Source organism: Actinomyces sp. ICM47 (assembly GCF_000278725.1).
Lineage (GTDB): Bacteria > Actinomycetota > Actinomycetes > Actinomycetales > Actinomycetaceae > Pauljensenia.
The window spans coordinates 1-21,982 of the sequence record NZ_ALCA01000120.1 but is presented as its reverse complement, the minus strand read 5'-3'; the positions used below and the strand labels follow the sequence as shown (position 1 = coordinate 21,982).

21 protein-coding genes and 1 tRNA gene are annotated in these 21,982 nt (G+C 64.7%); 15 read left to right on the top strand and 7 right to left on the bottom strand.

Annotated features, from left to right (window positions below):
- A partial coding sequence (gene tkt, locus HMPREF1136_RS08670) for a transketolase (protein WP_009648960.1) occupies nt 1-2,062 on the bottom strand: 2,062 nt, incomplete at its 3' end.
- Between the two features lie 131 nt (nt 2,063-2,193).
- On the opposite strand from tkt, the gene HMPREF1136_RS08665 reads away from it, so the two are divergent.
- From HMPREF1136_RS08665 to cmk, 7 genes are read left to right on the top strand one after another with little or no spacing between them, the layout of a single operon-like run.
- A complete protein-coding gene (locus tag HMPREF1136_RS08665) occupies nt 2,194-3,144 on the top strand; it encodes a site-specific tyrosine recombinase XerD (protein WP_009648974.1) in 951 nt (316 codons plus the stop codon).
- Between the two features lie 14 nt (nt 3,145-3,158).
- Nucleotides 3,159-4,022 (top strand): ParA family protein, encoded by an 864-nt coding sequence (locus HMPREF1136_RS08660; protein ID WP_009648963.1) that lies wholly within the window; start codon nt 3,159-3,161, stop codon nt 4,020-4,022.
- Complete coding sequence (locus HMPREF1136_RS08655) at nt 4,006-4,881, top strand: segregation and condensation protein A (RefSeq protein ID WP_009648961.1); 876 nt, start codon at nt 4,006-4,008, stop codon at nt 4,879-4,881. The genes HMPREF1136_RS08660 and HMPREF1136_RS08655 overlap by 17 nt, the downstream gene beginning before the upstream one ends.
- Nucleotides 4,874-5,434: an SMC-Scp complex subunit ScpB gene (gene scpB / locus HMPREF1136_RS08650; RefSeq protein WP_009648973.1), complete on the top strand. Its 561-nt coding sequence runs from the start codon at nt 4,874-4,876 to the stop codon at nt 5,432-5,434. The genes HMPREF1136_RS08655 and scpB overlap by 8 nt, the downstream gene beginning before the upstream one ends.
- Nucleotides 5,431-6,180 carry a pseudouridine synthase gene (locus HMPREF1136_RS08645; protein ID WP_009648962.1) on the top strand — a complete coding sequence of 250 codons (750 nt, stop codon included), beginning with the start codon at nt 5,431-5,433 and terminating at the stop codon, nt 6,178-6,180. The genes scpB and HMPREF1136_RS08645 overlap by 4 nt, the downstream gene beginning before the upstream one ends.
- On the top strand, nt 6,177-7,364 hold the full coding sequence (locus HMPREF1136_RS08640; RefSeq protein WP_009648972.1) for a prephenate dehydrogenase: 1,188 nt from the start codon (nt 6,177-6,179) through the stop codon (nt 7,362-7,364). The genes HMPREF1136_RS08645 and HMPREF1136_RS08640 overlap by 4 nt, the downstream gene beginning before the upstream one ends.
- A 27-nt stretch (nt 7,365-7,391) precedes the next feature.
- Complete coding sequence (gene cmk / locus HMPREF1136_RS08635; protein WP_009648966.1) at nt 7,392-8,120, top strand: (d)CMP kinase; 729 nt, start codon at nt 7,392-7,394, stop codon at nt 8,118-8,120.
- 148 nt (nt 8,121-8,268) lie between these two features.
- Here the strand turns inward: cmk and HMPREF1136_RS08630 are convergent, their stop codons facing one another.
- Nucleotides 8,269-8,844 carry a hypothetical protein gene (locus tag HMPREF1136_RS08630; protein ID WP_009648965.1) on the bottom strand — a complete coding sequence of 192 codons (576 nt, stop codon included), beginning with the start codon at nt 8,842-8,844 and terminating at the stop codon, nt 8,269-8,271.
- Nucleotides 8,845-9,078: 234 nt separating this feature from the next.
- Between HMPREF1136_RS08630 and HMPREF1136_RS08625 the strand changes: the two genes are divergently transcribed.
- A tRNA-Pro gene (locus HMPREF1136_RS08625) sits at nt 9,079-9,152 on the top strand.
- 739 nt (nt 9,153-9,891) lie between these two features.
- Here HMPREF1136_RS08625 and HMPREF1136_RS08620 read toward each other — a convergent pair.
- The 5 genes from HMPREF1136_RS08620 to HMPREF1136_RS08600 all read right to left on the bottom strand — a co-directional run bounded on the left by HMPREF1136_RS08620 (nt 9,892) and on the right by HMPREF1136_RS08600 (nt 15,276).
- Entirely contained in the window at nt 9,892-10,695 is an 804-nt protein-coding gene (locus HMPREF1136_RS08620; RefSeq protein WP_009648970.1) for a DUF421 domain-containing protein, read from the bottom strand.
- A 46-nt stretch (nt 10,696-10,741) separates the two neighbouring features.
- The gene (locus HMPREF1136_RS08615; RefSeq protein WP_009648967.1) at nt 10,742-11,254 is read right to left on the bottom strand and encodes a PH domain-containing protein; all 513 of its coding nucleotides are present in this window, start codon (nt 11,252-11,254) and stop codon (nt 10,742-10,744) included.
- Between the two features lie 42 nt (nt 11,255-11,296).
- Nucleotides 11,297-11,935: a DNA-3-methyladenine glycosylase I gene (locus HMPREF1136_RS08610; RefSeq protein ID WP_009648955.1), complete on the bottom strand. Its 639-nt coding sequence runs from the start codon at nt 11,933-11,935 to the stop codon at nt 11,297-11,299.
- A gap of 127 nt (nt 11,936-12,062) precedes the next feature.
- Nucleotides 12,063-13,616, bottom strand: coding sequence for a ribosome biogenesis GTPase Der (der, locus tag HMPREF1136_RS08605; RefSeq protein WP_009648975.1), 1,554 nt, complete (start codon nt 13,614-13,616; stop codon nt 12,063-12,065).
- Nucleotides 13,617-13,695: 79 nt separating this feature from the next.
- Nucleotides 13,696-15,276, bottom strand: a complete 1,581-nt coding sequence (locus HMPREF1136_RS08600; protein WP_009648968.1) for a UDP-N-acetylmuramoyl-L-alanyl-D-glutamate--2,6-diaminopimelate ligase — start codon at nt 15,274-15,276, stop codon at nt 13,696-13,698.
- Between the two features lie 72 nt (nt 15,277-15,348).
- Here HMPREF1136_RS08600 and pepN point away from each other — a divergent pair, with 72 nt between their 5' ends.
- From pepN to HMPREF1136_RS08565, 7 genes are all read left to right on the top strand, one after another.
- Entirely contained in the window at nt 15,349-17,931 is a 2,583-nt protein-coding gene (gene pepN / locus HMPREF1136_RS08595) for an aminopeptidase N (protein WP_009648959.1), read from the top strand.
- A complete protein-coding gene (locus HMPREF1136_RS08590) occupies nt 17,928-18,782 on the top strand; it encodes a DUF881 domain-containing protein (RefSeq protein WP_009648964.1) in 855 nt (284 codons plus the stop codon). The genes pepN and HMPREF1136_RS08590 overlap by 4 nt, the downstream gene beginning before the upstream one ends.
- Nucleotides 18,779-19,111: a small basic family protein gene (locus HMPREF1136_RS08585; protein WP_009648957.1), complete on the top strand. Its 333-nt coding sequence runs from the start codon at nt 18,779-18,781 to the stop codon at nt 19,109-19,111. Before HMPREF1136_RS08590 ends, HMPREF1136_RS08585 begins: the two co-directional genes overlap by 4 nt.
- A 1-nt stretch (nt 19,112) precedes the next feature.
- Nucleotides 19,113-19,949 (top strand): DUF881 domain-containing protein, encoded by an 837-nt coding sequence (locus tag HMPREF1136_RS08580; protein WP_009648969.1) that lies wholly within the window; start codon nt 19,113-19,115, stop codon nt 19,947-19,949.
- A 108-nt stretch (nt 19,950-20,057) separates the two neighbouring features.
- Nucleotides 20,058-20,492, top strand: coding sequence for an FHA domain-containing protein (locus HMPREF1136_RS08575; RefSeq protein ID WP_034505589.1), 435 nt, complete (start codon nt 20,058-20,060; stop codon nt 20,490-20,492).
- 1 nt (nt 20,493) lies between these two features.
- Complete coding sequence (ftsR, locus tag HMPREF1136_RS08570) at nt 20,494-21,261, top strand: transcriptional regulator FtsR (RefSeq protein ID WP_009648956.1); 768 nt, start codon at nt 20,494-20,496, stop codon at nt 21,259-21,261.
- A 125-nt stretch (nt 21,262-21,386) separates the two neighbouring features.
- The gene (locus HMPREF1136_RS08565; protein WP_009648958.1) at nt 21,387-21,938 is read left to right on the top strand and encodes a MerR family transcriptional regulator; all 552 of its coding nucleotides are present in this window, start codon (nt 21,387-21,389) and stop codon (nt 21,936-21,938) included.
- Nucleotides 21,939-21,982: the final 44 nt, after the last annotated feature.

The following is a 21,982-nucleotide window of genomic DNA, read 5'->3' as shown; positions in this document are numbered from 1 at the left end:
ATTCCTTCGCGGCAGCGGTCACGTGCTCGGCGTCGATGCCGTACTCCTTGAAGAGGAGTTCGCCGGGAGCCGAGGCACCGAAGTGCTCGATGGACACCGCGCGACCAGCGTCGCCGATCCAGCGGTACCAGGGCAGGGCCAGGCCGGCCTCGACGGAGACACGGGCGCGCACCGACGGGGGCAGGACTGCGTCGCGGTATTCGCGATCCTGGGCCTCGAACCAGTCGAGGCAGGGGACCGACACGACGCGGGCAGCCACACCCTCGGCGGCCAGGGCTTCGCGTGCCTCAAGAGCGACGGACACCTCGGATCCCGACGCCATGAGGATCACGTCGGGCGTGCCCTCGGTGTCGGCCAGGACGTAGGCGCCGCGCGCCAGGTCCTCGGTGGTGGCCAGACCGGTGCCTTCACCACGAGCGGGGTTAGGCAGGTTCTGGCGCGACAGGATAATGGCGGCGGGGTGGGACTGCTCGAGGATCGCCTTCCAGGAGGCTGCCGTCTCAGCCGCGTCCGCGGGGCGCACGACAGCGAGGTTCGGGATCGCGCGGTAGGAAGCCAGGTGCTCGATCGGCTGGTGGGTCGGGCCGTCCTCGCCCACGCCGATAGAGTCGTGTGTCCACACGTAGGTGACCGGAAGGTCCATGAGGGCGGCCAGGCGCACGGCACCGCGCATGAAGTCGGAGAACACGAAGAAGGTACCGCCATAGGGGCGGGTCAGGCCGTCAGCGGCGATGCCGTTCAGGGCTGCGCCCATCGCGAACTCGCGCACTCCGAAGTGCAGGTTGCGACCGAACTCGTTGCCGGAGAAAGCCGACGAGGACCGGTGCGCGGGGAGGAAGGAAGGCTCTCCCTTCATGAAGGTGTTGTTCGAACCGGCGAGGTCGGCAGAGCCGCCCCATAGCTCGGGCAGCACCGGAGCGATGGCGTTGAGCACCTGGCCGGAGGCGGCGCGGGTCGCCAGCGCCTTGCCTTCTTCGAAGGTGGGCAGCGAGGCTTCCCAGCCTTCGGGCAGGCGGCCGGCGGAGAGACGATCAAGCAGTGCGGCACCCTCGGGGTTGGCTGCCTTCCAGGCATCGAAGCGAGCGTCCCAGTCCTTGCGGTACTGTGCGGCGCGGGCGGTGGCGCGGGCGCGGACCTCGTCCACGAGGGCAGCGTCGACGTCGAACATCTTCTCGGGGTCCGCACCCAGGGCGGCCTTGAGGCCCGACAGGGCTTCGCCGCCGAGCTTCGAACCGTGAATGCCGCCGGTGTTCTGCTTACCGGGGGTGGGCCAGCCAATGATGGTGCGCAGTGCGATGAGCGAGGGCTTCGTGGTCTCGGCCTTGGCGGCCTCAAGAGCCTCATTCAGAGCGGCGGTGTTCTCCTCGTAGGAGCCGTCCTCGCCGAGCCAGTCGACGCGCTGGACGTGCCAGCCGTAAGCCTCGTAGCGGGCCAGGACGTCCTCGTTGAAAGCAATGGAGGTGTTGTCTTCGATAGAGATGTGGTTGTCGTCCCAGATGACGGTGAGGTTGCCGAGTTCCTGGGTGCCCGCGAGCGAGGAGGCCTCGGCGGAGACGCCCTCTTCGAAGCAACCGTCGCCGGCGATGACGTAGACGTTGTGGTCGAAGACGGACTCGCCGAGCGGGGTCTCGGGGTCAAGCAGGCCATGGACGCGGCGGGCATTCATGGCGAAGCCGACGGCGGAGGCGATGCCCGTGCCGAGCGGACCGGTCGTGATCTCAACGCCCTTGGTGTGGCCGTATTCGGGGTGGCCCGGTGTCAGGGATCCGGCGGTGCGCAGCTTCTTGATGTCGTCGAGCTCGAGGCCGAAGCCTGTCAGGTAGAGCTGGACGTACTGGGTCAGTGACGAGTGGCCAGCGGAGAGGATGAAACGGTCACGGCCGATCCATTGAGGATCGGCCGGATCGACGTTCATGACCTTGTTGTAGAGGAGGTACGCGGCGGGTGCGAGCGAGATGGCGGAACCGGGGTGTCCGGATCCGGCTTGCTCAACGGCGTCTGCCGCGAGGAGCTTTGCGGTCTTCACAGCTGCATCGTCAATATTGTCCCATTGAAGTGTCACGTCGGCCTCCAGCCGTATATAGGCCCCAACATCGGGGAAAGGAAATGGTTACCGGGTCACATATTAGCGAAAATGTGCGAACGCGCATAGGGATTGCGCACATTTGTTGGAATCTCGCTTACTCTGTCGCTATGACCTCCCTCGAAGCAGCCGTGAACGAGTGGGTGGACTATCTTCGCGTCGAGAAAGGCGCGTCTGCTCACACTGTTTCCAACTACCGCCGCGATGCGTTGCGTTATGCCCGCGACCTGGGTGAACGCGGCGTGGTCAGTCTCGCTGACGTGAATGCGCGTGACATCGAGGATTACACGATGAGGCTCGCGTCTGGGGAGGTGACCGGAAGTCCCGCAGCGGCCTCGTCGGTCGCCCGTGCCTCGGCAGCGATCCGAGGCCTGCACAAATATGCGCTTACGGAAGGCCTCGTAGGGGTCGATCCAGCAGCCCAGTTGCGTGCGCCGCGCCAAGGGCGTCACCTGCCTAAGGCCTTGACGGTTGACGAGGTTGGCCGCCTCCTTGACGTTGCCCACGCGGACGACTCACCCATCGGCCTGCGCGACTGTGCGCTGCTGGAGCTGCTCTATGCGACGGGCGCGCGTGTGTCAGAAGCCGTGAGCCTGAGCGCGGACGACCTCGACCTCGACGGGGATGTGCCCGTCGTCCGCTTGTTCGGCAAAGGCCGCAAGGAACGGATCGTGCCCGTTGGTTCTTTCGCGGTCGAGGCCGTGGAAGCTTACCGGGTACGTGCTCGTCCCGCCCTGGCTGCGCGAGGCCGGGGGGCCACCGCGTTCTTCCTCAACTCCCGGGGCGGCCCGCTCTCGCGCCAGAGCGCGTGGACCGCTATCCGGCGAGCAGCCGAGGCTGCGCAGCTGGGGGAGAAAATCTCCCCCCACACGATGCGTCATTCATTTGCCACCCATCTCCTCGAAGGTGGCGCGAGCGTGCGCGAGGTGCAGGAGCTGCTGGGGCATGCCTCGGTGGCAACCACGCAGATATATACGGCGGTGACCGCTGCAGCTCTGCGCGAGGTTTTTACACTCTCGCATCCCCGGGCGCGTGGCACCAACGAGATACCCGACCAATGACCTAGGATGGTGACGTGACCGAGAATTCGCATCCGACGCTGACGAACGATCTGCCCGACGGACAGATCGATTTTCCTGTGCCCGCGCCCCTGATGGGCCACGGACCCGCACGCGTGATCGCGATGTGTAACCAAAAGGGTGGCGTCGGTAAGACGACGACCACGATCAACCTGGGTGCCGCGCTGGCTGAGTACGGTCGCCGCGTGCTGATCGTTGACTTCGATCCGCAAGGTGCCGCATCCGTGGGCCTGGGGATTAATACCCTCGACATGGACCAGACCATCTACACGCTGCTCATGAACCCGAGGGCCGACGTTCACGCGACAATCTGCCAGACGGCCACGGAAAACCTGGATATCCTCCCGGCGAATATCGATTTGTCCGCCGCCGAGGTGCAGCTCGTGAACGAGGTCGCGCGTGAGAGTGCCCTGGCCCGCGTGCTGCGCCACGTGGAGGCGGAGTACGACGTTATCCTCATTGACTGCCAGCCCTCGCTGGGCCTGCTTGCCGTGAACGCGCTGACTGCCGCGCACGGCGTCATCGTGCCTGTGGAGGCCGAGTTCTTCGCGCTGCGCGGCGTGGCCCTGCTGGTCGAGACCATCGAGACGGTGCGTGATCGCATCAACCCGCGTCTAAAGATCGACGGTATTGTCGCGACGATGGTCGACCTGCGCACGTTGCACTCGCGTGAGGTTCTCGAGCGCCTGCAGGAAGCCTTTGGCGATCTCATCTTCGACACACGCATCGGGCGAACGATCAAGTTCCCGGACGCGTCCGTCGCGACGGAACCCATCATCTCCTACGCGCCCAACCACGCGGGAGCGCACGCGTACCGCCGACTAGCGCGTGAAATCATCGCCCGTGGCGACGCCGCCTGACACGATCGAGGTTCAGGGGGAGTTCGAGCTTTTCGCCGTTTCCCTCCCCGTCTTCGAGGGTCCTTTCGACCTGCTCCTGTCGCTCATTGCGCGTAAGAAGCTCGACATCACCGAGGTGGCGCTCGCCCAGGTGACGGACGAATTCATCGCCTTCATGAAGGCGTCTCCTGACCTGTCTCGTACGACGGAGTTCCTGGTGGTCGCCGCGACTCTCCTCGACATGAAGGCCGCGCACCTGCTGCCTCGTTTTGAGGAAGACGAGCAGGCGAGCGATGCCGACCTGGAGGCCCGAGATCTGCTGTTTTCCCGGCTCCTGCAGTACCGTGCCTTCAAAGAAGCCTCGAAGGACATCGGCGAGCGCATGAGGCACTTCGAGACCTATGTGGCGCGCGACGTCCCCCTGGAGCCGCATTTTGCGACCCTGCTGCCCGAACTCGCGTGGATCACGAGCCCGCAGGACCTCGCACGCCTAGCTGCCGACGCACTTACCGCCTCGGTACCCACCGTCCAGGTTGGGCACCTGCATGACCCGGTTGTACCCGTGCGTGAACAGGCACGCGTCGTGGCGACCGCCCTCGCGGCGGAGGGACAGATGACGTTTCGCGACCTCGTTGCCGACGCTGCGACGCGCGCCGTCGTCGTCTCCCGCTTCCTGGCATTGCTGGAACTCTACCGGCGTGGTGTTGTCGAGTTCGCCCAGGACGAGGCCCTGGGAACCCTCACGATCACGTGGACTGGGACCGATGCGGAGGTCGACATCGACGTGGATGATGACGTCGGTCAGGTGAGCGCGGGCTGTGCCACGGCCTCGTCGGTGGATGAGGAAGCCGCAGCGGAAGGAACCGATACCGATGAGTGAGTACGATCTGCGCGCCCCGATTGAGGCGATCCTGATGGTCATCTCGGAGCCTGTCACTCCCGAGGACCTGGCAGCCGCGCTGGGAACGGAGGTTGCGGACGTTGAGGCAACGCTGCGCGCCCTGGCGCACGAGTACCTGGGGGAAGGCGGTGCCCGAGTCCGCGGCTTCGAGCTGCGCGAAGTGGCGGGCGGCTGGCGCATCTATTCCGCGCGCGCCTACGCCGACGTCGTCGGACGTTTCGTTGTCGGCTCCTCCCACGCGCGGCTCTCGCAAGCCGCACTCGAAACGCTGGCAGTCATTGCCTACCGCCAGCCGATCTCGCGCGCTCGGATCGCCCGTATCCGCGGCGTCAACGTCGATGGCGTCGTGCGCACCCTCCTTGCCCGAGGACTCGTGGAAGAGACAGGTACGACACCGTCCGGGGCGCGCCTATACGGCACGACCGGGGAGTTTCTTGAGAAAATGGGGATGACGAGCCTGTCAGAGCTGGTACCCTTGGCACCTTACTTGCCGAGCGCCGATGCGCTGGATGAATTGGAGGAAGAACTATGAGGGCTAACCCCTACACCGAGGGGGGCGTGCGCCTGCAGAAGGTACTCGCCCAGGCCGGCGTCGCGTCCAGGCGCGCGTCCGAACAGATGATCGCGGATGGCCGCGTGAGCGTCGACGGCACGGTCGTGCGCAGCCAGGGCGTGCGCGTTGACCCCGCAACGCAGGTCATTCACGTCGACGGCGAGCGCCTGATTCTCGACGAGACGAAGCACATTGTGCTGGCCGTCAACAAGCCGATTGGGACCGTCTCTACGATGAGCGACCCGGAGGGACGCCCCTCGATTGCCGATCTGATCGCTGATTACCCCGAGCGCCTCTACCACGTGGGTCGCCTCGACATTGATACGTCCGGTCTGCTGCTGCTCACCAACGACGGCGAGCTGGCGAATCGCCTCACCCACCCCAAGTATGAGATCCGCAAGACCTACGTGGCGCGCCTGCACGGCGACGTGAAGCCCGGCGTCAAGCGTAAGCTCATGAACGGTATCGAGCTGGAGGACGGCCCCATCAAGGTTGACGCCTTCCGCATCGTTGACACCTACGGCGACATCACGACCGTTGAGATCGTCGTGCACGAGGGCCGCAACCGCCTGGTGCGCCGCATGATGGAGGCCGTCGGCTACCCCGTGCGCGAACTCGTGCGCACCGGCTTCGGCCCAATCTCCCTCGATCACCTCAAGCAGGGCACGACTCGTCGCGTCAAAGGCAATGCCTTGACCGCGCTGTACGGGGCCGTCGGCCTGTGAGCGCACCCACGCGCGTCGTCTCCACGGTTGGCCCGGTTCTTATCATTGGTTCGGGCCTCCTGGGTGCATCCCTCGGCCTGGCGTTGCGAGCCGGGGGAGTGCGCGTCTACCTCGAGGACGCGTCGCCGACGTCGCTGCGCCTTGCGTCCGACGTGGGCGCGGGAGTCGCCTTTGGTGACGCTATCGACGAGGCCGGGGTGGCCTACGCGGATGCGGGAACGGATGCGCCCGGTTACGAGGCTCCGCGCATCGTCGTGGTGGCTACGCCTCCTGACGTCGCTGATCGTGTCATCGTAGATTCTCTCCTGCGTTTCCCAGGTGCGATCGTCACGGACGTCGCCTCGGTGAAGGACGCGGTCGTCGCCGACGTGCTCGCGACGCTTGAGGAACGCGGTCTGGAGGACGCGGCGTGCCGGTACGTCGGCTCCCACCCGATGGCTGGCCGCGAGCGCTCCGGTGCTGGTGCAGCTGACGCCGACCTGTTTTACGGACGTCCGTGGGTTATCGTGGCGCACGAGACGACGTGGCCGCGCGCGCTGCTGGCCGCGCGTGCTCTCGCAACGGATGTGGGTGCTGTGCCCCTGGAGATGAACGCGGGGACGCACGACCATGCGGTGGCGCTGGTGTCTCACGTACCTCAGCTCGTGTCCTCAATGCTGGCGGCACGCCTCGTGGATGCTCCAGCGCAGGCACTCGGTCTGGCTGGGCAAGGGTTGCGCGATACGGCGCGCATTGCGGCGTCGGATCCTCGCCTGTGGACGGCGATTCTGGCGGGGAACGCGGGGCCGGTAGCCTCGATTCTGCGTGAGCTACGCGCTGACCTGGACGATCTGCTACACCACTTGGATGCGGCGGCCGAGCTGGGGCCGCTGCGCGGCGGCAGCGTTGGCGCGATCAATCGCGTCATGACGGCCGGAAACCAGGGCGTGGCACGTATCCCCGGCAAGCACGGCGGTGCCCCCTCACGGTACCGTGAGGTCGAGGTGCTCATCCCGGACGAGCCGGGTGCCCTCGGTCGTCTGTTCAGCGAGCTCGGCGAGGCCTCGATTAACATCGAAGACCTGGTCCTTGAGCACTCTGCTGGCGCGCAGGCCGGCGTCGCTCGCGTCATGATTGATCCGGCGGTCGCTGACCGCTGCGCCGCAGGCCTGCAGGAGCGGGGCTGGCGGCTCATCACCCATTAGAACAACCTCGATGAGGAGAATGAACGGATGAACGACACGCTGCGTCAGGACGCGATCTCGCGCGTTGGCATCACCATTGCGATCGATGGCCCTGCGGGTTCGGGTAAGTCCACGGTGTCCAAGGAACTGGCGTCGCGACTGGGCATCGGATATCTCGACACGGGGGCGATGTATCGCGCGCTGACGTGGTACGTGCTGGACCGCGGCATCGACCTCGAGGACACGGACGCGGTCGCCGCAGCTGCCAACGAGATGCTTCTGCGCCTGCAGTCCGATCCCGCCGACCCGCACGTGTGGGTGGGGGAGACCGAGGTGACCGCCGCAATCCGCGAACCTCGCATCGCCCTGGCGATTAAGCACATCTCCACGAACCTGAAGGTACGTGCATGGATGGCCTCAGAGCAGCGTCGTCGCATGATGGAGGCACGTCAGCAAGGCTCTGGCATGATCGCCGAGGGTCGCGACATCACGACCGTCGTGTGTCCGGATGCAGACGTGCGCATCCTGCTGCTGGCTGACCAGGAGGCGCGTCTGCGTCGGCGCACCCTGGAGCTCTACGGTGACGCGACGGAGGAGCACATGGAGATTGTGCGCGCCCAGGTTGAGGGCCGCGACAAGGCCGACTCCGCCGTCTCCGAGTTCATGACCGCCGCGCCCGGCGTCGAAACAGTCGACTCGACCGGCCTGGACATCGCCGGCGTGTGTGAGGCCATTCTGGCCTACGTGGATGAGGATCTGGCCGCTCGCGAAGCCTGAGCGCATAACGTCAGTGAGGGGTCCGAGCGTATCGCTCGGACCCCTCGACATTGTTGTTTGCGGACTGAGGGTCGTTTATGCCGGTGTCGTTCGGCATGCCCTCATCGTGTTTGCATCGGTTGTGGGCGGGCCGGGTGAGGGGCGCACTCTAGCGGTAGGTGGGCGGGTACTGGCCGTAGCCCTGTCCGCCCTGCTGGGGCGGATAGTAGCCCTGCTGGCCGGGAGCGCCCCCATACCCGTAGCCGGTGTTTGGCATCATCGGTGTGCCACCGCCGTTCGGCTGGTAGGGCATCGCTTGTGGTCTGGAAGGAACCCCGCCGTTGTAGGTGGGGGCGACCGCGCCATACTGAGGCCCAGCGGGACCTCCGTAGGCGGGAGGGTTCTGTCGCAGCCGCTCCTGCGCGATCCGGGTACGCTTGCGACGGTTGTATACGTTCCAGACGCACACGCCGATAAAGATAATCACCGAAATCGTCCCGAAGACCGGGTCGCTGCTTCCTCTGCCTCCGTGGTAGCGGAAGCGCCTCGTGGGCGCGAGAACGTTGTGGGACGAGGCCGGGGCTGGGTTCACCGAGACGGCGTCGGTCTGCGGGGCGACTGACGCGACAGCAACGATGGTGCTAGCGGAGGTCGGCGCGGCCTGCACGGGCAGCGTAGGGACAGCGAGTGCCATCGTGCCGATGGCGCATGCTGCGGCGAGTGAGAGAAAGCGACGGGACGTCATGGAGGCGGTTCCTTCCAATGGGGAACAACGGCAAATGGGATCCAGCGACAGTGTAGACCCATGCCTATGGGTACTCACTGTATTCCGACGGACGATACTGGTTCGTACGTGCCGTGTGCAGGATGAGAACACGGAACCATCACGATCCTGTGTCGCGGACCACTTTGCTCGGTTTGCGCTCGATTCGAAAGGTGCGCTATAGTTCTACAGGTCGCTGAGGCGACGAACTAAATACGGGCTGTGGCGCAGCTTGGTAGCGCACTTGACTGGGGGTCAAGGGGTCGTGGGTTCAAATCCCGCCAGCCCGACGATGAAATCGCGAGAACACTGAGTGTTCTCGCGATTTTTGTTGCTCATCCACGTGCGACAACGACGTGGACTCCAACGCGTTCCGCATGTGAACCCCCTGTTTCGTACGTGGGCGGGGGGTGTTCGCGGCCAGGTACCGTGCCTCGCTCGAACGTGAACCGGCTCTTCCGCACGTGGGCCGTCTGTTCCGTATGTGGGCGTGGCTGCCCAGGCTCGGAATAGCGGGTTAACGTGCGGATAAAGCATGGCCAGATGAGGTGCTGTTGGATGATCTGGATAATCCGAGCGTAGCGTGCGCGGTTTCCCAACTCCGCAGCAACGAACTCCGTCACCCGCCGACCACAGTACCTGGGGCTAATCCCGCGTTCTCAAATCCCGCTGCTCGCGCACCGTGGGGGACCTCTGTCCCGATTTTAATTTGTCGGACAATCTTTGTTATCGAAACGTGATGTGCCTATCAACTGGGTATCATCCTCGGTAAATGGCAGTTTGTGAGCAATTATCCGCAGAATTACGCAGGTGAACGCGGCTATGTTGCGATGTGAAGCGCATCATTTTATATGCGTGCATGAGCTAAACTGTGCCCTAGGTCGAAGTTGTCGACGGGGATAATTTCGACCTACCTCGGCGGTTCGGCCCCTTCCGATACCGCCACAAACGGGTACACACCCACCCGGGCACCCCCGGCCTCGTCAATGGCGATGAGGCCGGGGAAACACCGACACACTATTGCGACGGTCAGTTATTCGTCTGCGAAGACGCCTCGTCCGGCTGCGCATCGGCGGGAATGAAATTCTCAAGCGTGGCAGTCTGTGTGCCAGGATCATCAAATTCGGTCACGGTTGTCACTTCATCGACAGCGGCATCGGAGATGGCCGACGAAGTCGTCAGCCCCGATTGATCGACGATGGTGAGATGACGATGAGCATCAAGCTCAACCAGGAACAGATTCTCGAGGGCACCCGCACCCGCCTGCTCGAGCTCATCGCGCAACCACTTGTCGCTACGACCAGCCAACTCCATGTTGTCACTGACAATCTGACCGTTCGACACCAGGAGGTAGTTCACGTCGCCTTCATCCATGCGCCGAACGGTCAGCGAACCGTTGGCTTCGCGTTGTGCGAGGCTGATGTCGCTCAGTGAAAAGATGCCCATGCCGCGTAGCTCTGCGAGAAACTCGACTGGGTCGAGCTTGTGATCCGAGCTGTCGAGCGCGTCCTGAGTAAAACGCCCGCCCTCGATGATCCTGTACGCCTTTCCCATCACGAGCGAGCGGGTCGACATGAACTTCGACGTCAGGTAGTTCAGACCGGAGATGATTCCAAAGGTGACGAGCAGGAAGCTGATGTACTCCGCGAACGAGATTGCGTGGTTGTAGATGACGCCGCCGATAACGCCACCGAGGATAAAGTTCCCGATAAAGTCGATCGGTGTCAGCTGGGTCGTCTGCTGCTTGCCCGTGAGGCGCAGGTGGAGGACGATCAGGATGATACCGATCAGGAGCTTAAAGACCGTCATTTCGAAACCATGAACATCGAACATGAGACCAGTCTATTCGCATGTGGGGACGCGGTTTGGCGTGGTGTGATCAGTTCGTTGGATCCGCGTCGATGGCTCCCTGAATATCGTGGAAGATCAGGTTCGAGATTTCAACCTGGACCATCTCAACCTTGGGGACGTCACGCAGCAGCAGCGGATCGTCCGCCGAGGTCTGCAGGGCGAGCGTGCCGCAGCCGAACAGGCGGTCGTCGACATTCTTTTCCAACTGAACGTCGGAAATACGCGTGAGCGGAAGGTCATGACCCGTGCGAGTAAAGACGCCCTTGCGGGTGATAATGCGCTTGGTGGTCACCGTGTAGGTGGAACTGATCCACTTGACCCACGGGATCAACAGGAAGGGCACCGTCAGAATCAGAACCACGATCCAAATGGTCGGCAGCGCCCAGGAGCGCGAGTCTTCCGGGACGTAGAACGAACCGACGGTGGCTGCGAGCACCAGGAGAATCTCACCGATGATCTGAGGCAGGATGACCTTGATATGGGTGTGCATGTGGCGGACGACGACCTCGTCCTGACTGAGGAGCTTCTTGGAAAGTGCCATGGTTCCATCATGCCAGATAACGACAGTGCGCGAACATGTGGGTCAGACCGGTCGGCGGTGTGTACCCACGATGTCGGTGTTGACGATGCCGATCGCGGCCATGAGAGCGAGCATCGTTGTGGGTCCAACGAAGCGGAACCCGAGAGCCTTCAAATCGGCAGCCAGGGCACGCGATTCGGGTAGAGCTGCGGGAACCTCGTCCGCACAGGTCGGACGTGGGTCGGCCTCGGGACGATACGACCACACGAGCGCTCCCAGGTGGGAGGCATCGGGGGAGTGGGCCTCGTCCACGTCACGCAGAGCGAGCGTGGCCCGCGCATTCATAATCGCAGCCTCGATCTTGCGGCGGTTGCGGATAATGGCGGGGTTGGATGCGAGGCGGTCGATGTCCTCGTCAGTGAAAGCGGCGACGGCGTCGGGGCTGAAGCCCCCGAAAGCCTCCCGGAATGCCTCACGTTTGGCGAGGACAGTGCGCCACGAGAGGCCCGCCTGAAATCCTTCGAGGGCGAGACGTTCAAACACGCCGGCCTCGTCGTGGACCGGCACCCCCCACTCGTCGTCGTAGTAGTCACGCAGGAGGCGGTCGTGGGACGCCCAGGTGGGACGCACGAGGCCGTCCTCGCACAGCGTCAGGCCATCGGGAAGGAGAACGGAAACCGGGCATTCAACAGAGGCGTTCATAGCCCCATCCTGCGCGTTCCCCTCGCGTTCGGGCAAACGCCACTGTGCCCCCTGTGGATAACGCCGACGCGCGCACCACCCCTGTGGATAGGGCGATGCGCGCGTCAGCTATGCACAGGAGGTGTCCCTAGCGGCGGCGCTTCTCGCGCACACGCACCGAGATCTGAATGGGCGTGCCCGTGAAGCCGAAGGTTTCGCGCAGGCGGCGCTCGATGAAGCGGCGGTAGCCCGGATCCAGGAACCCGGTCGTAAACAGGACAAAGCGCGGGGGCTTGCTCGACGCCTGCGTGCCAAAGAGGATTCGGGGCTGCTTGCCTCCGCGCAGCGGGTGCGGATGCGCGGCCACGAGCTGGCCGAGGAACGCGTTGAGCTGGCCCGTCGGGATGCGGGTTTCCCAGCCCTCGAGGGCGGCGTCGAGCGCGCGCACGATGCGGTTGGTGTGCCAGCCGGTCTTGGCCGCCAGGTTGATACGCGGTGCCCACTGGACCTGCACCAGCTCTCGCTCCAGCTCGTTCTTGATCTCCTTCTGGCGATCCTCATCCACCAGGTCCCACTTGTTGGTGACGATGACGAGCGCTCGGCCTGCGTCGATGACCTGTTGGACGACGCGTACGTCCTGCTCGGTCAGGGGAGCGGACCCGTCAATGAGAACCAGGGCGACCTCAGCCTTCTCGATAGCGGCCTGCGTGCGGATGGACGCGTAGTAGTCCGCGCCGGTCGTACGGTGCATCTTACGGCGGATGCCGGCGGTGTCGACGAACCACCAGGAACGTCCGTCCAGCTCGATGAGTTCGTCGACGGGGTCGCGGGTTGTACCCGCAAGCTCGTTGACGACGACGCGCTCGCCGCCAGCCAGCGAATTGAGCAGTGAGGACTTACCGACGTTGGGACGGCCAACCAGGGCGACGCGGCGCGGGCCACCGGAGGGCAGCGCCGAGGCCACGGCGGATTCTGCCGGCAGAACATCCATGACGACGTCGAGGAGGTCACCAGTGCCACGCCCGTGCAGCGCGGAGATTGCGTGGGGTTCACCCAGGCCGAGGCTCCACAGGTAGGCAGCGTCAGCCTCCTGCAGGGGAGAATCGACCTTGTTGGCGGCCAGGATGATCGGCTTCTTCTTCGAGCGCAGCATCTCGACGATACGCTCATCCGACGCCGTCACACCGACCGTCGCGTCGAGGACCAGTACGACCGCGTCGGCCAGGTCCACGGCGATCTCGGCCTGCTCGGCGACCGAGCGATCCAGGCCCTTCACGTCGATTTCCCAGCCACCCGTGTCCACCAGCGTGAAGTCACGCCCGGCCCACTCAGCGGGGTAGGAGACACGATCGCGCGTTACGCCGGGCGTGTCCTGGACAACGGCCTCGCGGCGCCCCAGGATGCGGTTCACCAGCGTGGACTTGCCGACGTTGGGTCGACCGACGACGGCGAGGACCGGCAGGCCCGCCGCGACATCGCCGGAATCGTCGAACTCAACCTCGCCGGACAGCAGCGCCAAGTCCTCGTCATCCAGGTCGAACTGGTCGAGGTTGGCGCGCATGACGCGGGCGCGGGCCGCAGCGTCATCGTCGGTCAGGTCGATCATCTCAGACGAGGCCGGGGCCTGGTCCGCGGTGTAGGCGTCGGCTGTGTCGTCCCCGGGAATGTGGGTCGCGCCGTGCTGCGTATCGAAGTCGTTCACCCGCCCAGTCTACGGCGTGGCGCGCCGCGCGGGTCGAATGGGGACCCCCGTGGCGCGCCAGTTCACAGGTTTATTACCGCTACTCGTGGGAGCGGACGTCGCAGGCGAGGACCTCGGCGGCGGCGGGCACGTCGTTGTAGCGGTGGTGGATTCCTTGGATTTCCTGGTACCACTCAGCGCCCTTGCCCGTAATGATGACGGTGTCGCCGGGCTTGGCCGCCAGGATGGCGCGGCGCACGGCGTCGCGTCGGCACGTCGTAACCTCGGTGACGTCCTCCATGCCGGGGCGCACGGAGGCGATGCCACGCAGCAGATAGTCACGGATAGACTGAGGATCCTCGGTGCGCGGGTTCTCGTCCGTGACCCACAGGATGTCGGCCTCGCGTGCCGCGATCTGCGCCAAATGCTCACGCTTGGTCGCGTCGCGGTCGCCGTCGGTGCCAAAGACGATGACGACTTTGCCGGGGGTCAGCTCGCGCGTTGAGCGCAGCGTCCACTCGAGAGCCTCGGGGGTGTGCGCGTAGTCGACGATCACGAGGGGCTGGGCACCGGGGGTCGGGTTGACCTTCTCCATGCGTCCGGGGATCTGGGGTGCATTTTCGACGGACGTGATGACGTCGGCCAGGTCGATGCCCAGGGTCACCGCGGACACGATGGCGACCGCGGTGTTCTGGACGTTGACCTCACCCAGGATGGGCATTGCAACGCGGTGGCCGGTGCCGGTGGGGTCGACGAGCGTGAAGACCGTGCGCCCGATGGACTGGTCTGGCGCGATGTCACGGACCTGCCAGTCGGCGCTTTCGCTCGTCAGGGCTGACACGGTTGTCACCGGTACGGTCGCCTGCTTCGCCAGGCGACGACCCCATTCGTCGTCGACGCACACGACGCCGGCGCGGGAGTGCTCGGGGGTAAACAGCAGGGCCTTGGCAGCGAAGTAGTGCTCCATGTCGCCGTAGTAGTCCAGGTGGTCGTGCTGCAGGTTCGTGAAGGCGGCGACGTCGAAGACGATGCCGTCGACGCGGTGCAGGGACAGGGCGTGCGCCGACAGCTCGATAACACCGGCACCGCAGCCGTACTGCTCGGTCGCGGCCAGGAAGCGGGCGATGACGGGAGCCTCGGCGGTCGTGCGCACGGCCTCGAACGAGATTGGCCCGACGTGGGTTTCGACAGTGCCGCACAGGGAAGCCTCGGGGAAACGCGAGGCGATGGCCGCGCGCATCAGGTACGAGGTCGTCGTCTTGCCATTCGTGCCCGTCACGGCCATGGTCGTCAGGCGCGAGGCCGGGGCCGAGTAGACGTTGTCACACAGGGCGGGGACGATGCCTCGCGGATCAGCCACCTGAACGACCGGCACGCCCAAGCCTCGTTCACTGGCCTGCTCGCGGCCGGCCTCATCCGTGAGAATCACGGTGGCACCGGCTTCGATGGCCGCGTGGGCGAAGCGGATGCCGTGCTGGGTCAGGCCGGGGATCGCCACGAACATCCAGCCGGATTCGCAGTCATCGGAGGAAACGGTTACGCCCGAGATCGCCAGGTCGGCGGTGTCGAGCGGCGTGGGGGCACCGTCCGCGCCGTAGAACCCCTGGACCTCGAGGCCTGCCAGGGCACGCACGAGCGGGATCGGATCGATGGACGGACGGATATCAATCACTGAGGTCATGTCTCTACTCTAGTTCGTCTACGCGCCCCCGTGTAGCACGCGCATGTTCGGTGACACAGTAGGATAGGAGTCATGCAGATCTTGACACGCAACGAAGCAGCACACCGCGCTGCCACCCTCGAGGTGTCCGCCATCGACGTCACCGTTGACGTTTCGGGTGCCATGAACACCTCGCGAGAGACCTACCCCGTCACCTCCATTCTGACGCTGGTCGCGCGCGAGGAACGCACATTCATTGACATCGCGGGACAGGTCGAAGCCGTTCTGCTCAACGGAGCGGATCACCCCTTCGACGACGAAGAAGACCGTGTCTGGGTGTCCGGCCTGCCAGTGGGGGAGACCGCCACCCTCGAGGTGCGAGCGCTCGCGCGCTACTCGCGCAGCGGTGAAGGCCTGCACCGTTACGCGGACCCCGAAGACGGAGAGGTTTACCTCTATACGCAGTTTGAACCCAACGACGCTCACCGCGCGTGGCCGTGCGTCGACCAGCCAGACGTCAAGCCTGCGTGGACCTTCCACGTCATCGCGCCCCAGGATTGGGTCGTCTTCTCCAACGGCGTCGAGGTCGGCGTTGAGACCACCGCTGACGGAGTGACGCGCCGCGATTTTTCCACGACACCCCCGCTCTCCAGCTACATCACCGCGGTTGTCGCGGGTCCCTGGGCGGTCATCGAGGGTCCCACGTGGAGCGGTGGCGGTGCCGATGGCGGGCACGTCGAGCTGCCCCTGCGCCTGGCCTGCCGACGCACGCTCGCGCGCTACCTCGACTCCGAGGACGTCTTCGAGGTGACATGCGCGGGCCTGGACTTCTTCCACGAGCGCTACGGCATTACCTTCCCCTGGGGTTCCTACGACCAGATCTACGTGCCCGAATACAACTTGGGTGCCATGGAGAACCCCGGCTGCATTACCTTCAACGAGTCCTACATCTCCCGCTCCACGCCGACCTTCTCCGAACGCCAGCGCCGCGCGAACACGACCCTGCACGAGATGTGCCACATGTGGTTCGGTGACCTGGCGACCCCAGCATGGTGGGACGACCTGTGGCTCAAGGAGTCTTTCGCAGAGAACCAGGGGGCCAGCGCAATCGCGACAGCAACCCAGTACACGGGGGAGTGGGCGAACTTCGCGATGAACCGAAAGATCTGGGCCTACACGCAGGACCAGATGCCTACGACACACCCGATCGCCGCCGACATCCCGGACGTGGCCGCCGCTAAGACCAACTTCGATGGCATCACCTACGCCAAGGGGGCCGCCGTCCTCAAGCAGCTGGTCGCGTGGGTTGGAGAGGATGCGTTCTACGAGGGTGCCCGACGCTACTTCGACAAGCATCGCTTCGGTGCGACCAGCCTGGGTGACCTGCTCGAGGCACTCGAGGAGGCGTCCCACCAGGAGTTGGGTTCGTGGAAGAGCGCCTGGCTGGATACTCCCGGCCCTTCGACGCTGTCTGCCTCGTGGGAAACCGACCCCGTCGGCGCAATCACGAACTTCACTCTCCATCAGGGTGGCGAGGCATGCGGCGGTGTCCTGCGTCCCCACCGTGTGACCGTCTCGACCTGGCGTGCTGCCGACGGTACCCTCGAGCGCACCCATGTTTTCGACGTCCGTATCGACGCTGAGAACACACCCATCGACCCCGAGGGAGTGCTCGCCATTCCGGGTGGTGCTGCCTTCGTTGACCTCGTCGTCATCAACGACGACGACCTCACTTACGCGATCTCTCGTCTGGATGAGCGCTCCACCGACGTCGCTCTGGCCTACGTCGGCACGATCAACGCACCCATCACCCGAGCGGTCATCTGGGCGTCCCTGTGGAACGCGGTCCGCGACGGCCTGCTTGATCCGCGCCGCTTCATCGCTGCCGTCCTGGGTGCTGTGCCCACCGAGACCGAACCTGCGATCCGCGACCGTCTGCTGCTCTTTGTGGCCGAGGCCCTGTCCTCCTTCCTGCCCGGAAGCGTCCGCGCCGAATCGCACGACCAAGTGCTGGCCACCACCATTCGCTTGGCGAGGGAATCCGTCGCCAGCGACGCGGACGCGTGGCGTGCCTACACGCGCGCGTTCATCGCTGAGTTCGCCGCCCGAGGCGGAGACGAGTACGAGGCCATGGTGCGCGGCTTCGCTGCTGTCGACAACCCCGATATTGCCTGGCGTGCGCGCCGAGCGCTGGCTGCCCGAGGCCTCGTTGACGAGCAGACGATCCTCGCCTGGCGCGATGCCGATGGTTCCGGAGAGGCTGCCCGTATGGCTGTCGAGGCTATCGCCTCCCTGCCCGAGGAGACAACCCGCTCCCGCGCCTGGGCGTCGGTGATGTCAGATACCCTATCTAATGACTACTTGAGCGCGACCCTCGCGGGCCTCCAGGCGTCCTCCTGGGAGGGGTCCTCCGGCGTGGCCGAGGCCGTGGCGCGCATGCGCGAATACTGGGAGAGGCACACGATCGGCATGGCGCTGCGCTACGTGAGCGGCGTGCTCGACCTCAGCGTCGACGTAACGCGTGAGGGCAGCGTCGAAGCAAGTGTGACACTGCTGCGCTCCTGGCTTGACGCCCACGAGGACGCCCCAGCACAGCTGCGCCGCATCGTCGTCGAGCATCTCGACGACTTCGAGCGCCGCGAGCGTGTCCAGCACCGCTGGGAGCACGATCAGTGACGCTGCACGAGGAACGCCACGAGGAAGCAAGGGAGGAGAACGAGGCTACCAGGGCCTCGGGACTGGACCCCGCTGCATCGATGTCACTCCTAACATCGATGCTGACCAACCCCCTCGACGCGGGCTACGAGCACTACAGAGCTGAGCACGGACCCACGCCAAACCGATTCGTCGGGCGGCTGGGCGTGTTCATCGTTGCTGTTGCCCTCGGCTTCGGATCCGTCGTGGCCACCGTCTCCCTGCGTACCCCCGTCGGGGACGTCAAGGCTGACCTCAAGCATCAGGCGGCGCAGCGCTCCGCTCAGGTCGCGACCCTGGACGACGAGGTGCAGTCCCTCGGGCGTGCGATCGACGGATACTCTCGCTCCGGGCCGACCACACAGACCGACCATGCTCTGGCTCTGGCGACTGGGGCGAGCGCCGTGAGCGGTCCCGGTATCACCGTGACCCTGACGGACCGAGCCACGCCCGGCAAGGGGAGCGGTGCTGTGCGCGACCAGGACCTGGCCATGGTCGTCAACGCCATGTGGGGCGCTGGCGCTGAAGCGGTGTCGATCAACGGGCAGCGGATCGGACCGACCACCTTCGTACGTACGGCGGGTTCCGTTATCCTGGTGAACATCACGCCCGTGTCCTCTCCCTACATCGTCAGCGCCATCGGAGACTCAAACGCGCTGTCCGTCGCCCTCGTACGCGGCAACACGGGCGACTATCTGTCCGCAGCCCAATCGGTGACCGGCATGACCGTCTCCACAAAGGTTGCGCCTTCCCTCTCGATGGACGCGCTCGCCCCGACCACCCCCCAATACGCCACACTTCTCACAGCTTCGACCGAAGGAGCCACATCGTGATTGCCGTCATCGGATTGATCATCGGAATCGTCCTGGGCATCCTGCTTGACCCCACCGTTCCCGCCTGGCTCGCGCCCTTCCTACCCGTTGCCGTTGTCGCAGGCTTGGACGCACTGTTCGGCGCGGGGCGCGCGTGGCTCGAAGGAAGGTTCGCGGACCGTGTGTTCGTCACGTCCTTCTTCTGGAACGTTGTTGTTGCCTGCCTCCTGGTGTTCCTCGGCTCTCAGTTGGGCGTGGGATCAGCCATGACAACCGCCGTCGTTGTGGTCCTGGGCATCCGTATCTTCTCCAATACCGCATCCATCCGCCGACTCTTGCTGAAGGCCTGATATGAGTGACCAGACGCCCCGTGCGATCCCCGTAGTCGATGATGCCGCGCCAGAGAGCCTCGCCGAGGCCTCGTTCGAAACGGATGCCGCCACCGGCAAGCGCCCCGCTTACCGCGAGTCTCACACAGGACCCGGGCTCTGGGCGCGCGCACGAGAAGCCTTCTTTGCTCTGCCGCGTGGCCTGCACATCGTCATACTCATCATCTTTATGATCCTCGGTTTTGCCCTGGCGACACAGGTACGCGCCCAGCATTCTGACCCCCTTGAGGGACTCTCCGAGCAGGACCTCGTCACCCTCCTGGACGAGCTGGGTACCCAGGAGCAGAACCTGCAGGGTAGGCGCGCTGAACTCGCCGGCGAACTCGATGATCTCCAAAGCGCCGCTAGTGAGGCGGACGCGCGCGAGCAGGCGTCCGCGAAAGCAGCGTTGCAGGCTCAGATCGCTGCGGGCACGGTTGCTGTCCAGGGACCGGGGGTGACTATCTCAGTCGCGGATCCCGGCGCTTCCCTCAGCCCCACCCAGTTTGTCATGACGCTGGGGGAGTTGCGTAATGCCGGTGCCGAGGCCATCGATCTGAATGGTGTGCGCCTCACGATGCGCTCGGCTTTCACCGGTCAGGCGGGTGGAATCATCGTCGATGGCACCCCGATCGCGGCGCCATACACGTGGACGGTCATTGGTGACTCTCAGACGATTGCCACCGCGCTGGAAATTCAGGCGGGTTCCGCCTCACAGATGCGCGCAAAGGGGGCCGTGGTGACAATCACCCCGACCGATTCGGTGACGATTCACTCCCTCGCCACGCCGCGTCCAGCCCAGTACGCAACCTATGAATAAACGCCCCCCGGCCTATAATGAATGTGGAGGTCACCGTGCCCGTGCTTGCGGGATGGTGAACGTTTACACTTATATGACAGTCCCGTTATGAGACCTTTGGAGCGCACCATGTCCGACAACCAGCCTTTTGACCCTACAGCAACGTCCGTTTTCGGCCTGATGCCCCTCACGGATGACGTCGAGGAGGCCCCGGTTGCTCTCTCTGCCCGTGATCGCGAGGCTGTTGAGGCGCTGCCCGCCGGATCGGCCCTGCTGATCGTTCAGCGTGGTCCCAACACGGGTGCCCGTTTCCTCCTCGACCCCGATGTGACGAACGCCGGTCGTTCGCCCCGAGCCGATATCTTCCTCGATGATGTGACCGTGTCGCGTAAGCACTGCCAGTTCATCGCCTCGAACGGACGCCACATCGTGCGCGATTCGGGGTCACTCAACGGCACCTACGTCAATCGTGAGCGCGTTGACTCCGTCGAGCTGCGTGCGGGCGACGAGGTTCAGATCGGCAAGTATCGCCTAACCTATCAGCCGTCGACCAAGCAGGCCTGACGTGACAGGATCGGCTGCTCGTATCCGCGACGCGCGCCCCGCTGCGGGCGTGTCGTCGTGGCCTCACGACGCCGATCATTCCCCTGAGCTGTCGATCGGGCGTGTCGTTGAGGAGTTGGCGGAAGAATTCCCCGCGATCTCACTGTCGAAAGTTCGCTATCTAGAGAGCGAGGGACTCGTGAACCCCGCGCGCACGGGGGCGGGCTACCGTAAGTACTCCGCCGCAGACGTGGAGCGTCTTCGCTACGTCCTGGCTGAGCAGCGTGATTCGTTCACTCCTCTGAGCGTGATCCGCTCGCAGCTCGATGCCCTCGACGCTGGCCACACGCCCACACGTCGTCGCGTCGCTCAGGTCGTATCCTCCGAGGGGCAGACCGTGTCTTTGGGCGGGCGCCGCGCGATTCCGGCCAGCGATCTGGCTGACCTGACGGGCGTCGACATGGACACGCTTGAACGCTATTCTCGCCTCGGCCTGATCACCCCGGACTTGGCGGGGTATTTCCCGGCCCGGTGTGTTCATGCTGTCACTGCGATCGCGCGCCTGGAGTGTGCGGGCGTTGACGTGCGTGTCTTGCGCGCCGTTCGTCAGGGTGCGGAGCGCAGCGCAGATATCATCGACCAGACGGTGTCCTCCCAGAGGGGACGAGGCCGTGGCGCTGACCGCGAGCGGGCACGTGCGCGGGCGATTGAGCTGGGTGATTTATTCGCTGAGCTGCATCGCGAGATGCTGACGGTGGCAGTGTCGGCGCTGTCCGATGAGAGGATCTGACTCTCATCGTTAATCTCCATCTCTAACCTCAAGGTTAGACGCGCCGGGAGGGTCGTTGACCGCCCATTGTCGGTGCACTACCGTAGTCCTGTTCTTATCAATACCCAACGTCAAGGAGTCCCACAGTGAGCGCACAGGCCGGCGCCGTATCTCGGCAAGGCATGCTTTTCGGCGACCCGCTTGAGGGCATTGAAACGGACGAGGTCGGCTATCGCGGACCCATCGCGTGCAGCGCTGCTGGCATCACCTATCGCCAGCTGGATTACTGGGCTCGCACCGGTTTGCTCCAGCCCTCGATCCGTGCAGCGCGCGGTTCTGGATCTCAGCGTCTCTACTCATTCCGAGACATCCTGGTTCTGAAGATCGTGAAGAAGCTCCTGGACGCAGGCGTGTCTTTGCAGCAGGTGCGCGTGGCCGTCGGCTCCCTGCAGAACAGGGGAGTGGACGACCTGGCGTCGATCACCCTCATGAGCGATGGAGCCTCCGTCTACGAGTGCACATCGACCGATGAGGTCATTGATCTTCTACAGGGTGGTCAGGGCGTTTTCGGTATCGCTGTGGGACGCGTCTGGCGTGAGGTCGAGGGGTCTCTCGCTAAGCTGCCGCTCGAGCGTCCCGACGGTGCCTACGTCGATGATTTGGCTGTGCGTCGTCACGTCAAGCGCACCGCCTCCTGAGTGCGAGGTGTCGCGCGAGCAAGGGGATGCGCCGCGCAACGGTC

Bases quoted from the DNA above. Each gene is read 5' to 3' on its own strand.
- HMPREF1136_RS08620 (WP_009648970.1), bottom strand. From the start codon at position 10,695: ATGTTCGATGTTCATGGTTTCGAAATGACGGTCTTTAAGCTCCTGATC.
- HMPREF1136_RS08610 (WP_009648955.1), bottom strand. From the start codon at position 11,935: ATGAACGCCTCTGTTGAATGCCCGGTTTCCGTTCTCCTTCCCGATGGC.
- HMPREF1136_RS08630 (WP_009648965.1), bottom strand. From the start codon at position 8,844: ATGACGTCCCGTCGCTTTCTCTCACTCGCCGCAGCATGCGCCATCGGC.
- cmk (WP_009648966.1), top strand. From the start codon at position 7,392: ATGAACGACACGCTGCGTCAGGACGCGATCTCGCGCGTTGGCATCACC.
- scpB (WP_009648973.1), top strand. From the start codon at position 4,874: ATGAGTGAGTACGATCTGCGCGCCCCGATTGAGGCGATCCTGATGGTC.
- HMPREF1136_RS08645 (WP_009648962.1), top strand. From the start codon at position 5,431: ATGAGGGCTAACCCCTACACCGAGGGGGGCGTGCGCCTGCAGAAGGTA.
- HMPREF1136_RS08615 (WP_009648967.1), bottom strand. From the start codon at position 11,254: ATGGCACTTTCCAAGAAGCTCCTCAGTCAGGACGAGGTCGTCGTCCGC.
- HMPREF1136_RS08600 (WP_009648968.1), bottom strand. From the start codon at position 15,276: ATGACCTCAGTGATTGATATCCGTCCGTCCATCGATCCGATCCCGCTC.
- HMPREF1136_RS08665 (WP_009648974.1), top strand. From the start codon at position 2,194: ATGACCTCCCTCGAAGCAGCCGTGAACGAGTGGGTGGACTATCTTCGC.
- HMPREF1136_RS08575 (WP_034505589.1), top strand. From the start codon at position 20,058: ATGTCCGACAACCAGCCTTTTGACCCTACAGCAACGTCCGTTTTCGGC.
- HMPREF1136_RS08580 (WP_009648969.1), top strand. From the start codon at position 19,113: ATGAGTGACCAGACGCCCCGTGCGATCCCCGTAGTCGATGATGCCGCG.
- pepN (WP_009648959.1), top strand. From the start codon at position 15,349: ATGCAGATCTTGACACGCAACGAAGCAGCACACCGCGCTGCCACCCTC.